This window comes from Paraburkholderia sp. BR10141 (genome assembly GCF_056155635.1).
Genome location: NZ_JBMIQH010000032.1, coordinates 75,601 through 89,143, shown reverse-complemented (window position 1 = coordinate 89,143; position 13,543 = coordinate 75,601). Strand labels below are relative to the sequence as shown.

Annotated in this window: 11 protein-coding genes; 4 read left to right on the top strand and 7 right to left on the bottom strand. The window is 63.5% G+C overall.

From position 1 onward, the window contains the following. Positions 1–91: 91 nt before the first annotated feature. The 3 genes from bamA to ACOJB8_RS32355 all read right to left on the bottom strand — a co-directional run bounded on the left by bamA (position 92) and on the right by ACOJB8_RS32355 (position 3,926). Positions 92–2,407 (bottom strand): outer membrane protein assembly factor BamA, encoded by a 2,316-nt coding sequence (gene bamA, locus ACOJB8_RS32365; RefSeq protein ID WP_475016199.1) that lies wholly within the window; start codon positions 2,405–2,407, stop codon positions 92–94. A 138-nt stretch (positions 2,408–2,545) separates the two neighbouring features. Further along, a complete protein-coding gene (locus ACOJB8_RS32360) occupies positions 2,546–2,944 on the bottom strand; it encodes a hypothetical protein (RefSeq protein WP_475016197.1) in 399 nt (132 codons plus the stop codon). 238 nt (positions 2,945–3,182) lie between these two features. Further along, complete coding sequence (locus ACOJB8_RS32355; protein WP_368618481.1) at positions 3,183–3,926, bottom strand: hypothetical protein; 744 nt, start codon at positions 3,924–3,926, stop codon at positions 3,183–3,185. A gap of 71 nt (positions 3,927–3,997) precedes the next feature. Between ACOJB8_RS32355 and ACOJB8_RS32350 the strand changes: the two genes are divergently transcribed. Further along, positions 3,998–5,053, top strand: coding sequence for a phytoene/squalene synthase family protein (locus tag ACOJB8_RS32350; protein ID WP_368603608.1), 1,056 nt, complete (start codon positions 3,998–4,000; stop codon positions 5,051–5,053). A 62-nt stretch (positions 5,054–5,115) separates the two neighbouring features. Here the strand turns inward: ACOJB8_RS32350 and mmsB are convergent, their stop codons facing one another. Then, a complete protein-coding gene (gene mmsB, locus ACOJB8_RS32345) occupies positions 5,116–6,006 on the bottom strand; it encodes a 3-hydroxyisobutyrate dehydrogenase (protein ID WP_475016194.1) in 891 nt (296 codons plus the stop codon). A gap of 51 nt (positions 6,007–6,057) precedes the next feature. Continuing rightward, entirely contained in the window at positions 6,058–7,584 is a 1,527-nt protein-coding gene (locus ACOJB8_RS32340) for a CoA-acylating methylmalonate-semialdehyde dehydrogenase (RefSeq protein ID WP_475016192.1), read from the bottom strand. A 345-nt stretch (positions 7,585–7,929) separates the two neighbouring features. Here ACOJB8_RS32340 and ACOJB8_RS32335 point away from each other — a divergent pair, with 345 nt between their 5' ends. Continuing rightward, entirely contained in the window at positions 7,930–8,883 is a 954-nt protein-coding gene (locus ACOJB8_RS32335; RefSeq protein WP_069267472.1) for a LysR family transcriptional regulator, read from the top strand. A 156-nt stretch (positions 8,884–9,039) separates the two neighbouring features. On the opposite strand, the gene ACOJB8_RS32330 is transcribed toward ACOJB8_RS32335, so the two are convergent. Together ACOJB8_RS32330 and ACOJB8_RS32325 are read right to left on the bottom strand one after the other, a co-directional pair. Beyond that, a complete protein-coding gene (locus ACOJB8_RS32330) occupies positions 9,040–9,438 on the bottom strand; it encodes a BON domain-containing protein (protein WP_069267471.1) in 399 nt (132 codons plus the stop codon). Positions 9,439–9,919: 481 nt separating this feature from the next. Next, complete coding sequence (locus tag ACOJB8_RS32325; RefSeq protein WP_069267470.1) at positions 9,920–10,801, bottom strand: LysR substrate-binding domain-containing protein; 882 nt, start codon at positions 10,799–10,801, stop codon at positions 9,920–9,922. Positions 10,802–10,907: 106 nt separating this feature from the next. Here ACOJB8_RS32325 and ACOJB8_RS32320 point away from each other — a divergent pair, with 106 nt between their 5' ends. Beyond that, complete coding sequence (locus ACOJB8_RS32320) at positions 10,908–12,155, top strand: MFS transporter (protein ID WP_342946318.1); 1,248 nt, start codon at positions 10,908–10,910, stop codon at positions 12,153–12,155. 290 nt (positions 12,156–12,445) lie between these two features. After that, positions 12,446–13,522 (top strand): ABC transporter substrate-binding protein, encoded by a 1,077-nt coding sequence (locus ACOJB8_RS32315; RefSeq protein ID WP_069267468.1) that lies wholly within the window; start codon positions 12,446–12,448, stop codon positions 13,520–13,522. Positions 13,523–13,543 lie beyond the last annotated feature (21 nt).

Sequence of the window (13,543 nt, the reverse complement as noted above, 5' to 3'; positions counted from 1 at the left end):
CCGCCGCAAAGAAAGTAGGTGCCGCCCCGCACAGGGGCAACGCCTGCATACCGCCACGAAAACAAGGAAAGGCCAAAGCCGCAAAAAAAACTCAGAACGAAGTCCCAATCTGAAACTGAAACTTCTGATACTGATCACCGGCGTGCCTGACGATCGGGAACCCCAGATCAAGCTTGAGCGGCCCGATCGGCGAGATCCATTCAAGCCCCGCGCCATAGCTGTAACGCAAGCCGTTCGCCCCGGTGCTGCTGCCTTCGGTACCCCACACATTACCGCCATCCACGAAAGTGAATACACGCAGCGTGCGGTCATACCCCGTGCCCGGCAGCGGAAACGTCAACTCGATATTCCCCACCACCATCTTCGAGCCGCCAATCGGATCGTTCGTCGTAGTGTCGCGCGGCCCGAGCGAACCCGACTCATAGCCGCGCACCGAACCGATACCGCCCGCGTAGTAGTTCTTGAAGATCGGATACGGCTTGCCACCCAAGCCATTGCCGTAGCCACCCTGGAAGTTCAACCCCAGCACGAAGCCGCGCGCAAATGAGTAGTAATACTGCATTTGCGCATCGCCCTTGTAGTACTGCGTGCCCGCCGGCGTGCCGTATTCGGCATTGGCCTGCGCGTAGTAGCCGCGGCTCGGCACCAGCGCGCTGTCGCGGTTGTCGCGCGACCAGCCCACGGTAAGCGGCACCGTGTTCGAGACGCGGCCAAAATCGTTCACGTAGTCCTTATAGGTCTGCGGCGTGTTGGCATCGACATCGAGGCGGTCCTGCTCGACGCCGAGGCCGAAATACACCATGTCGGTCTCGGAGAACGGAATGCCGAACTTCATGTCCGCTCCATAGGAAATGATGCGAAAGCTCGTGTCGTTCGTGCTCGAGTAGTAAAGCGGCTCGGTCGTGCGGTAGTAGACGTCAGTAATGCGTTTGATGCCGTCCACCGTGAAATACGGATCGACCTGCGTGACCGAGAGCGTACGGTATGTCGTGGCCGTATTCACGTTTAGCGAGAGGCTGTTGCCCGAGCCGAACACATTGTCCTGCGAAATGCCCGCCGAGATGATCGGCCCTTCGCCCGAACCATAGCCGAGGCCCAGCGAAAGCGTGCCGGTGGGCTTCTCGGTCACTTTCACGTTCACGTCCACCTCGTCCGGCGTGCCTTCCACCGGCACCGTGGTCACGTCCACGTCGGTGAAGTAGCCAAGGCGGTTGACGCGGTCCTTCGAGAGCGCGAGACGGTTCGAATCGAACCACGAGCTTTCGAGCTGGCGCATTTCGCGGCGCACGACTTCGTCGCGCGTGCGTGTGTTGCCGGTGACGTTCACGCGCCGTACGTACACGCGGCGGCTCGGGTCGACCTGCAGCGTGAGCGCAACCGTGTGGTCCTTCTGGTCGATTTCCGGCAGCGCGTTCACGGTCGCGAATGCGTAGCCGTATTCGCCGAGCTTGTCGACGATCGCCTTGGTCGTGTCCTTGAGCTTTTGCGCCGAAAAGCGCTGCCCCGGCTTGACGCCCACGAGCTTCTTCAACTCGGCCTCGCGGTCGAGCAGATTGCCGGCCATCTTGACGCTCGAGATCGTATAGGGCGCACCCTCGTGAATCCCGATCGTCAGGTACATGTCCTTCCTGTCGGGTGACAGCGAAACCTGCGTCGAATCGATATTGAACTCCAGATAGCCACGATCGAGATAGTACGAGCGCACGTTGTCGAGGTCACCCGTGAGCTTTTCCTTCGAGTACAGGTCGTTCTTCGTGTACCACGAGAACCAGTTCGGCGTGGAAAGCTGCATTTCATCGAGCAGCGTGCCGCCGCTGAACGTGTTGTTGCCGATGAAATTGATCTGGCGAATCTTCGCGCTCGGCCCCTCGACCACGGAGAACAGCAGCCCGACGCGATTGCGGTCGATCGGCGTGACCGTCGTCGTGACTTCGGCCGCATAGTAGCCGCGCGTGAGGTACTGGCGCTTGAGCTCCTGCTCCGCCTTGTCGACGAGCGCCTTGTCGTAGCTCTGGCCCGGCGCGAGCCCGACCGACTTGAGCGCCTTCGTCAAGTTATCCTTATCGAATTCCTTGATCCCCGCGAAATCGATCGTGCCGATGGCGGCCCTCTCCTGCACCTGCACGATCACGGTACCGCCCTGCGTGGAAATGCGCACGTCGCTGAAGAGGCTCGTCGCGTAGAGCGCGCGAATGGCGTCGGAGGCCTTGTCGTCGGTGAAGGGCTCGCCCTGCTTGATCGGCAGATAGGCGAACACGGTGCCCGGCTCGATGCGCGTCAGCCCGTCGATGCGGATGTCCTGGACCACGAAGGGCTCGGTGGCGTGCGCCGCAGCGGTCACGCCGATGCCGAAGCCGGCGAGAGTCAGTGCGCGTGCATAGCGCGCCGTGGTAGTTGATGCCGTCATGCGGGAGGTCGAATGTGAAGCCAACGAAGGAGTCGTGAGAGTGCCGAATGCGCCATGACCGGCGCGAGACGCGCGCGGCCGGCATCCACGGATGCGGGGTGTACAACGAGTGCGCCAGGCGAGGCCGGAGCGCCACGCCTATTGCATGCTTGCGCGGCCAGGGAGGCGCATCTTCGCGAGCCCCGTAGCGAGCGAGAGCACCTCGGTCATGTGCACGGCTTGCGCAGGCTGCAGACGAAACGACAGTTCGGCGCCGCCAGGCAGACGAAAACTCACAACGAGATGCTGCACGTCGCCCGACTCGCGGCCGATCTCCCACGCCTCGCAAGGCATGGTGAATTTCATGCTCGCGGTCTTGTGGCGGATGCGCTCGGAGCGGCCAATCGCGTTGGAAAGCGCGGCGAGCAGTTCATGCATCACCGAGCAATGCAGCGCGACGCTATCCGGCTGATTGCCGTTCACCATCAGGTACTGGCCGTCCGCAGTCAGCTCGAAATCGCGCAGGGAATGAATGGCAAGAGCCGGGGACGAGGACATGTGCGTCGCTCCGTTACGAAAGCATCGGCGGAGTCTAGTGCGCTGGGCGCGGTGTGCGCGTTACCCCTGCATTACAGGGATTACTTTCATCAATATTGCGCTGCGGCCCTGTACGGTCGTTTCGCACGCATCCATTTCCGCGCTACGCCAATACCCTGCGTACATGCAGCGGCTTTCGATCTCCGCTCTCTCGCACACTGTCACGGTCACCTTGAAGAATTTTTGGTAACCGTACCGGTTACGTTCGCTTTCTATCGGCAAACACCTCGACGCTCGCCTGTACCGCGAGTGCCTGTAAGGGAAAGCAAGACAAGAGATCGGCGAAGGCACCTGCGCGTTCGATACGCGCGAGCAGCATCGTGGCTGCGCCGTTGCGCACGCAGCCGTTACGGTCGAGAAATTGGCCCCAAAGCGAAAGCGCACGCAGGCGGGCGACGGGCTGCGCGCTTGCGATATAGGCCGCGGGAAAGATCCGCCGGTAAGCGGGCACGTTGTACAGCCAGGAAGTGCCGTGGACGAGCACGTCGCTCGACCCGCGACCGCTTTCGCGCAGTTGCCCGCACAACTGGTCGATCAAGGTCCGCAACTCGCCTTGCCGCTCGGCAAGTTGCCGGGAATCGAGCGGCGACATGCCGTTGTCGGTTCGAGTATTGAAATGCAGGCGCACCCCGCCATGCGGTTCCTGCGCGTAAGAGAAACAGCCAGCCGTCTGGTCGACCGCAGGCGCCGCCTGATGCGTTGGGCAGCGCTGCAGGTAACGCCACGTCCACTCGCACTGCTCAGCAACACTTGCGTGCTCATCGAGACCATCGAGATAGCCGGCCCACAGCGGGTGCGTGCGATCGAAGGTGCGTCCCGCGCCGAAGCGCACATAAAGATTCGTGCAGTCGAGCAACGCCGCCGCGAGCGGGATGTCCGCGAGGCGCGCCGCCGTGCGCGCGAAACGCACCTGGAGGTCGTAAAACGCGCGTTCGGGTCTCAACGGGCCTAGTCTCCTTCGTCCACGATACAATGCGGCTGCGTTCGATCCGTCCCCCGCTGCCCCTATCCGACATGCAGAATACTACCCGGGCCTTCCTGTTGGGCCCGTTGCTCAAAGGCGTTTCCCGTTCGTTCTACCTCACGATGCGCGTGCTGCCCGCCGGCATGCGCGACCCCGTGGGCGAAGCCTATCTGCTCGCGCGCGCCGCCGACACCATTGCCGACACCGCGCTGATCCCGCCCGAGCGGCGGCTCGCCCTGCTGCTCGCGCTGCGCGAGCGCGTGAACGGCGCGACGAACCATGACACCCTGCTCGCCGATCTCGCGGGCGAGGTTGCGGGCCAGCAAACGCAATCGGACGAGAAGCTGCTGCTCGAATCGCTGGGCAGCGCGCTCGACGTGCTCGCGCAACTCGACCCAGCCGACCGCCAGGCCGTGCGCGGGATCGTCACGACGCTCACCGAAGGCATGGAATTCGATCTACGCACGTTCCCCGACGAGCGCTCGGGCCAGGTGGCCGCGCTCAACACGTGGGACGAACTCGACCGCTACACCTATCTCGTGGCGGGCTGCGTAGGCGAGTTCTGGACGAAGATGACCTACATGCACTTGCCCGGCACGCTCGCGCCCTCGCTGGAACAAACCATGTACACGCGCGGCATCCGCTTCGGCAAGGCGTTGCAGATGGTGAACGTGCTGCGGGACTGCGGCAAGGATCTGCGCATTGGCCGCTGCTATCTGCCCGCTTCGATGCTGGCCCAGGCAGGGCTCACCGCGCAGGACCTGATGCAGCCCGGCGCCTCGGCGCGCGCACGGCCGATCATGCTCGAACTCGTGCGTATCTCGCTCGATCATTTCCGCGCGGCCATCGACTATACGTTCGCGCTGCCGCGCTTTTCGGTGCGTCTGCGGCTCGCCTGCCTGTGGCCCATTCTCATCGGCCTCGAAACGCTCGAACGCCTCGTCGACAACGACGACTGGCTCGATCCCGCGAAGACCTCGAAGGTCACGCGCAACGATGTCTATCGCATTCTTGCCTGCTCCACCGCGCTCGCGCCTTCGAACGCGCTGCTCCGTGTCTGGTTCAAGCGGCTCTTCGCGCGTGTCGAGGCGCGCATCAAGGCCTGAAAAGTACGGTCAAAAAAAAGCGCGCTTCGCAGCGCGCCTTTCGCGACTCGAAACAACGCGCCTCAACTTTTCTCCGCGCGATACAGCTTGATGATCGCCGAGAAGTCGAGCTTGCCGTCGCCGTGGCTGCTCATCGCCTGATACAGTTGCTGCGCAAGCGCCCCCATGTACGCGGGCTGATGCACACCTTTGGCAGCGTCGGTGGCGAGACCCAGGTCCTTGAGCATGAGGTCCGTGCCGAAACCGCCTGTGTAGCCGCGCGAAGAAGGCGCCGTCTCGATCACGCCCGGATACGGGTTGTACGTATCCGAACTCCAGCAACGGCCTGTGGACGTGTTCATGATGCCGCCCAGCACTTTCGGATCGATGCCGAGCGCCTCGCCCAGCGCCATCGCTTCGGCCACCCCGGCCATCGTGACGCCCAGCACGAGGTTGTTGCAGATCTTCGCCACCTGCCCCGTGCCCGTCTCGCCGCAATGGACGATGTTCTTGCCCATGCCCAGGAGCACCGGCTTCACGCTCTCGTAGTGCGCGGCGCTGCCGCCCACCATGAAGGTGAGCGTGCCCGCCTCCGCGCCTCCCGTGCCGCCCGACACCGGCGCATCGACGAACGCGTTCCCCTGCGCCTGCGCCAGCTTCGCGAACTCCTTGACGCTCGCGGGATCGATCGTGCTCGAATCGATGATCGTCACGCCCTTCCCAACGCCCGCCAGCACGCCGTCTTCCGCAGTGAGCACGCTTCGCACGTGTGCCGCAGCGGGCAGCATCGTGATGACCCACTCCGCGCCGCTTGCCGCCGCCTTCGCCGATGCGGCCTTCTGCGCGCCGGCCTCGGCGAGCGTTTGCATCGCGCTCGCGCTCAAGTCGAACACCGTCACCGTATGTCCCGCCTTGAGCAGGTTGAGCGCCATCGGCGCGCCCATGTGGCCCAGCCCGACAAATCCGATTTTCATGAGCCTTTCTCCCTTATTGTTCAGTACTCCATGTTTATCGCGGGCAGCGCTTCAGCGCAGGCTGATCGTCGTGTTCACGCCGTCGCTCACGGTCGCGTCGTCGAACCAGCGCGCGGTGACCGTCTTGGTCTGCGTGTAGAACTGCACGACCTGCTTGCCGTACGGGCCCAGGTCGCCGAGCTTCGAGCCGCGCGAACCCGTGAAGCTGAAATACGGCACCGGCACCGGAATCGGAATGTTGATGCCGACCTGGCCAATGTCGATCTCGCTCTGGAACTTGCGCGCCGCCGCGCCGCTCTGCGTGAAGAGGCCCACGCCGTTGCCGAACGGATTCGCATTGACGATGGCGATCGCTTCATCGAGCGTCTTCGCCGTGAGCACCACGAGCACCGGCCCGAAGATCTCGTTCGTGTAGATGTCCATGTCGGTCTTCACGTTCGTGAACACCGTGGGGCCGACGAAGTTGCCGTTCTCGTAGCCGGGCACCTTCACGTCGCGGCCATCCAGTGCGAGCGTTGCGCCTTGTTTCACGCCCGAGTCGATCAGGCCGAGAATGCGCGTTTTTGCGGTGTGCGAAACGACCGGTCCGACGTCGGTCTTCGCCTCATGGCCCGCATTGACCTTGAGGGTCTTCGCCTTTTCCACCAGCTCGTCCACCCATTGCTGCGCGGCGCCCACGAACACGGCCACCGAAGTCGCCATGCAGCGCTGACCGGCCGCGCCGAACGCCGCGCCGACCAGCGCATTGAGCGCCTGCTCGCGATTCGCATCGGGCAGCACGACAGCGTGATTCTTCGCGCCCATCATCGACTGCACGCGCTTGCCGTGCTCGCTGCCCAGACGATAAACGTGCGTGCCCACGGCCGTCGAGCCGACGAACGAAATCGCCTTCACGAGTTCGTGCGTGCAGATCGCGTCGACGACTTCCTTGCCGCCGTGCACGACGTTGAGCACGCCCTTTGGAATGCCCGCTTCGATGGCGAGTTCGACGAGCTGCATAGTCGAGAGCGGGTCCTGCTCCGAAGGCTTGAGCACGAACGTATTGCCGCAGACGATCGCCATCGGGAACATCCACAGCGGAATCATCGCAGGGAAGTTGAACGGCGTGATGCCGGCACACACGCCTAGCGGCTGCTGCAGCGTATAGGTGTCCACGCCGCCCGCGACGTTCTCTGCGAAGCCGCCTTGCTGCAGCGTGCCGATCGAGCAGGCGTGCTCGACCACTTCGAGGCCGCGGAAAATGTCGCCCTCGGCGTCGGGCAGCGTCTTGCCCTGCTCGGCGGTGAGCGTCTGCGCGATGCGCGGCATATGCTCGCGAATCAAGGCCTGCAGTTTGAGCATGATGCGCAGGCGCGCGCCGAGCGGCGTGTTCTTCCACGTGGCGAACGCGGCGTGCGCGGCCTTCACGGCCCGATCCACTTCCTCGACGGTCGCGAACGGCACGCGCGCGAGCACTTCCTGCGTGGCCGGATTGACGATGTCGCGCCATTCCTTCGTTTTCGATTCGACGAACTCGCCGTCGATGAGCAGCTTGACGGTGGAAACTTGCGCGTTGGATGCCTGGGTCACTGCGTTCATCGTGAACTCTCCCTGATGGATTCGAACGGGCCGGCCGTGGCCGGATATAGCGAAATATGCGGAGTCGGCGAAATCTTCAATCGCAGCACGCACGCAAGCACGCTGTGCTAATGCGTGCGGACATATCGAGCGTGCCGGGAATGGAACTGGGCGAGGTAAAGGAGAGTCCTGCTGAGCACGGACGCGCCTGTGTGCATGCCTGCGGCGCCCGCGCGGGAAACGACTGCATTTGCATCGTCTGTCTCCATCCTTGTTGTCGTGCGACCGTGTCTGTTTCAGTCGCCTTCTCCAACGAGTATAGTTATTCGAATATCCACGGCATAGAGATGAAAAAGCCCATCCGATATGCAAAAAAACACAACGAGCAGCATGGAGACACTGAACTGGGACGATCTGCGCTACTTCCTGGAAGTCGCTCGCACGCAGCGTGCGAGCGGCGCCGCGAAGCGCCTGGGCGTTGACCACACTACCGTTGCACGCCGGGTGCGCGAGCTTGAGGCAGCGCTAGGCACTGTCCTGTTCGACAAATCGCGTTCGGGCGGCTTCGTGCTGACGGCCGAAGGCCAGCGGCTGCTGGCCTACGCGGATGCGGTGGAAACCACGGTGCAATCGGCCAGCGAGCAGTTCGCGATCGGCGCGCAGTCGCTCTCGGGCCATGTGCGCGTGGGTTCGACGGAGGGTTTCGGCTGCTTCTTTCTTGCCCCGCAGTTGGCGCGCTTCACGGGCCAGCATCCCGACATGTCGATCGACCTCTTGCCGGTGCCGCATTTCGTGAGCCTTTCGAAGCGCGAGGCCGACCTCGCGATCATGCTGGAACGCCCCGAGCGCGGACAGTACGTCTACACGAAGCTATGCGACTATCGGTTGCGCCTGTACGGCACGCCGGCCTATCTCGAGCGCCACGCGCGCATACGCACACCCGCCGATCTGCGCAATCACGCCTTCATCAGCTATGTCGCCGATCTGGCGTTCAGCCACGAACTGCTCTATCTCGAACGCACAGCGCCGAACGTGAGCGCAAACCTGTGCAGCACCAGCGTGATCGCGCAATACCATGCTGCGCTGCAGGGCAGCGCGCTCGCCATCCTGCCTTGCTTCATGGCCGAACCGGACCCACGCCTCGTGTCGATCCTGCCCGACGAAGTCGTGGTGACGCGGCGCTTCTGGCTGTGCAGCCGCGAGGACTTGCGCAAGCTCCGGCGCATCACGTCGCTCTGGGACTATCTGCGCGCAGCAGCCGACGCCAATCGCCCGCTGCTGATGGGCGAATCGCCGGAAATGCATTACGTCGAGCCGTGAGCGCAAAGCGCTTTACAGTGTCGATAAGCAATTAAAAAGCCGCACATGCAGTCCACGAACGGGACTGCATGTGCGGCCTTCAGGAAGGAAGACACCCGCTCCGGCGTCGCCGCCCGCACCTCGAAGGGCGATGGGCGCGCGCCGGCTAGCCAATGCTCAGGTCCCAACCGGGCGGATGGTCAGCGCGTTGCGCACCGACGTCACGCCTTCGACGCCCTTGGCGACATCGCCAGCGCGCTGGATCTGCGACGCATCGGGCACGGTGCCTTGCAGCGTGACGGCGCCGTCTTTCGCACGCACGGTGATGTTGGAGACGCTCACGTTCTTTTCACGCGCCAGCGCCGCACGGACCTTGCGGCCGAGCGCGCGGTTCGCTGCACGTGCCTGGCGCAATGCTGCCTTCGATTGATTGACGTTGTGCTGGGCTGCGGCCGTCGGACCGCTGGCAGGGGTTTCTGCGGCCGCCGGGGCCGAAGCGTCCTGCGCGTAGACCTGGAACGAGGCCGCCACGAGTGCCGTGGCTGCGGCAAGCTTGAACATCTGAATAGCCTTCATGCAGTTTCTCCTGTTGTCAGTCTTATTGCAGGCCCAGGAATGGGCCGTTAACTACACCATTGACTACAAAACATTCACGCGCCAAACGGCGATGGGGAGTAACAATACCGCAACTATTTCATTCTTGACACGAAGCGTGCCCAACCTGTGATTCCACGCCACACTTCCTGGCGCTTTCCGCAGACGAATACAGTTGATAGTCCAAATAGTGAAGCCATTGCGCTAGACGGCAATTGAATCGCTTCAAAGCCCGCTTTACAGTCCATTCACCGGCGTTTCATTGCCGTTTTTAAACGTCCGGCGCAATGCTTTCAGCCATGATCCGCTTTGGTGCATGCGATATGAATACAATGACTAATCGCGTAATCCAGAGCGGGATTGAGCCGCTTTATTCAAACAGCAACGCGCATCACTCAAGTAGCGTTGACAATACGATCAGCGGTTAACCCGAATACCCATTGCGCAATACGAGAGGCCGGTATCAATTGGCCAATTGCGCCTTTATCCATCGATAGAACTGCTGGATCGCCGCTTCGCGCGGATGCCCTTCTCGCCACGTGAAGTAATAGTCGAGCGAGGCCGGAATGCGGACCTGCCCCAACTGCACCAGCTCACCGCGCTCGATGAAACCGCGTGCGAGCTGCAGGCGCGCCGTAGCCACCCCTTGCCCGGCCACCGTTGCCTGCAGCAGCAGGCCCGCGTCGTCGAACACCGGTCCGCGCTCTGGTTCGTCGCCGGCCACGCCCGCGGCTTCGAAGAAGTCGCGCCACGAGCGGCGCGAAAAACGCAGGAGCGGCATGCTCGCGAGACCTTCCATGCGAAAGTCGGGATGACGTGCGAGCAAGGCCGGACTGCATACCGCAACGACCTGGTCGTCCAGCAGCTTGCGGATCTGGAAGCCGGGCTCGTCGACCCGCCGATGCCAGATGCCGATGTCGAAAGGATAGGGGTCGGGCGGCGTCACGTCGGCGTGCATGCGCAGCGAGAGGTCGACCATGGGGTGGCGATCGTAGAAGTCGCCCAGGCGCGGAATCAGCCAGACAGATGCGAAATCGGACATTACGCTCAGTTCCAGCCGCGTGACGCCGCTCACGCCGGGGCGCGTGGCGTCGAGCGCATCGCGCAGGTCGTCCAGACTGCGGCGCACGCGCTCGGCCAGCTGCGCGCCCGCCGCCGTGGGGATCATGCGGCTGCCCGCGCGGCGGAACAGCTCGACGCCCAGTTCCGTTTCGAGCGCGCGCAGGTGATGGCTCACGGCGCTGTGCGTCAAATGTAATTCTTCCGCGGCACGGCTGAAACTGCGGCGCCGCGCAGCGGCTTCAAGGGCGCGCAGCGCCTGCAAAGGAGGGAGAGGTCGGGCCATGACGTCAAATTCTACTCACAATGCCGTCTGAAATCTCTCGCTGGCCTCCCAAACGGCAATCGCCAATAATCGACAGCCAGGCATTCAATCCGCTTTCGCCCCCAACATGACCTCACTCAGACTGCGCGTATTCGCCGTATTCGCGCTCGGCTACTTCATTTCGTATCTGTTTCGCGGCGTCAATCTCGGCTTCGCGCCGTTTCTCTCGCGTGAAATGGGCTTCACGGCGACCGATCTCGGCACGCTCACGAGCCTTTATTTCCTCGGCTTCGCGGGCGCGCAAATTCCGGGCGGCGTGCTGCTCGACCATTACGGCCCGCGCCGCGTCACCGCGTGCGTCATGCTCGTGGCGGCGGCGGGTGCGTTGATCTTCGGCGTCTCGCACAACATGGCCGCAATGATGGTGGGCCGGCTGCTGATCGGCGTGGGCGTGTCGGTGTGCCTCGGCGGCGCGTTCAAAGCCACCGCGCAGCACTTTCCCGTGGCGCAGCTCACGCTCGTGAACGGCCTCGTGATGGCCGTGGGCGGCCTGGGCGGCGTGGCCGTGGGCGCCCCGCTCTCGTGGCTGCTCTCGATCGCGCCCTGGCGCGCGGTGAGCATCGGGCTCGCGGTGCTGACGGTGCTCGTGGCCGCCATCATCTGGATTGGCGGGCCGCGTACGCGCGACACCCACCACCAGGCGAGCGTGCTCGAGCAGTTCAAGGGCACCGCGCATATCCTGTGCAGCCATGCATTCTGGAAGACCGCAACGTTCTCGGGCCTCACCCAGGCCGTGTTTTACGCCATGCAGTCGTTGTGGGTCGGCGCGTTTCTGCGCGACGTCGTGCCGGCCGGCACCGCCGATGTCGGCGCGCGCGCGGCCTCGCTCGTTTCCGTGCTGGGCGGCGCTTTCATTGTCGGCAACATCGGCTTTGGCGCGCTCGCGCGCAGCTTCGAGCGGCGCGGCGTGAGCGTCCAGCTCTTTTCCGGCGTCACGATGCTTGTGTTCGTGCTCGTGCAAGCCTTGCTCGCGGCGCGCGTGCCGCTTCCCGCGTCGCTGCTTTGGGCGGCTTACGGCGCGTTCGGGGGCACCGGCATCCTCACGTATGCCGTGCTCGCCGAATATTTCCCGCCGCGTCTGATCGGCCGCGTGAACACCACGTTCACGCTCGTCATCTTCATCGGCATCTTCCTGCTGCAGATCGCGATCGGCGCCGCGCTCGCACACTGGCCCGCACTCGACGGCCACTACCCCGCGGTCGCGCATCAGACCGTGTGGGCCGTACTCGTCGGTCTGCAAGTACTCTGCGCCGTGTGGTACTTCATGCCGTCGCGGCGTGCCGCTGCACCGCGCCACGCGGTCGAAACACCTTAAGGCGCGCTTTCACACACCGCACCGCGCCCCGACGCGCGGTGCTGCTTTGCGCTTCTGCTCACATCGATAGCACGATTTCTTCCTACTGCACGGGCCACGTTCCACTACCATGAATGCGCCCTGCCGTTCACCTTCCCCGAAAAGCGCAGCGCCTTTGTCGAGAAATGCAAATCTCGAATCATTGGTTGTCCTCATCGGCAAACCCGGAAAAGAATGACCCAACGGCAACGACAGCGAAGCAAGCTCGCCAGTCCGCGCACCCCGTTTCGTCACCCAGATCCGACCTGCCCATGCGTTCACATCGCGTATTGCAGTACCTGCCGCAGTTTCTGATTTTTGCTGCGCTTTCGTTCGTCTCCCTGCATGCTGCGGCCGAGAAGCCCGCCGTGATCCGCATCGGCGTCGCGCAGCAAGGCGCGGGCGACCCGCCCACTTTCGGCGGTTCGACCGCTGCCACAGTGCGCGGCCAGCAGTTGCTCGAAAAGGAATTCGCCGCCGACGGCATCAAGGTCGAGTGGCTCTTCTTCAAAGGCGCGGGTCCGGCAGTGAACGAGGCCATTGCCAACAATGCACTCGACTTCGCGTATCAAGGCGACCTGCCCTCGGTGCTCGCGCGCGCCAACGGCCTCAAGACCCGCATCCTGCTGGAGTCGGGCGTGCGCTCCGGCGTGAAAGTGGGTGTGCCCGCCGATTCCGACATCAAATCGATCAAGGACCTCAAGGACCGGCGCGTCGCCATTTTTCGCGGCACGAATCTGCAACTCGTGGCCGACAACGCGCTCGCGGAGAACCAGCTCGACGAGCGCGCGCTACGGGTGATCAACCTCGACAACGCAAGTTCGCTCGCGGCGCTCGCATCGAAAGGCATCGACGCCTCGGTGAACGACTATCACCTTTACCGGCTGCGCGATCAGGGGCTCGTTCGCATCGTCTACGAATCGCAGCATGACGGCCCGCAATTGACGCGCCAGGCGCATCTGCTCGTGCTCGACGGCTTCGAGAAGGCACACCCCGACATCGTGCAACGCGTGGTCAATGTCTTCGTGCAGGCGGCGCAATGGTCGTCCGATGAAGCAAACCGCGACGCGCTCTTCAAGCTCTGGGCGAAGAGCGGCGTGAGCTATTCGTCCTGGCAAGCCGAATTCGGCGACCAGCCGCTGAAGTACCGCAATTCGCCGCTGATCGATCCGTTCATCGTGGCGCGCTACAAAGCCGTTGCGCAGGACGCGTTGCGCCTGAAGCTGATCCGCCAGCCCGTGGACGTCGATTCGTGGTTCGAGCCGCGCTATCTCGACAACGCGCTGCGTGCGCAAAAGCTCGAACACTACTGGACCCGCTACGACGCCGCCGGCAAGCCGCTGGGCTGAGCACGCGAGAGGAGCCGCATC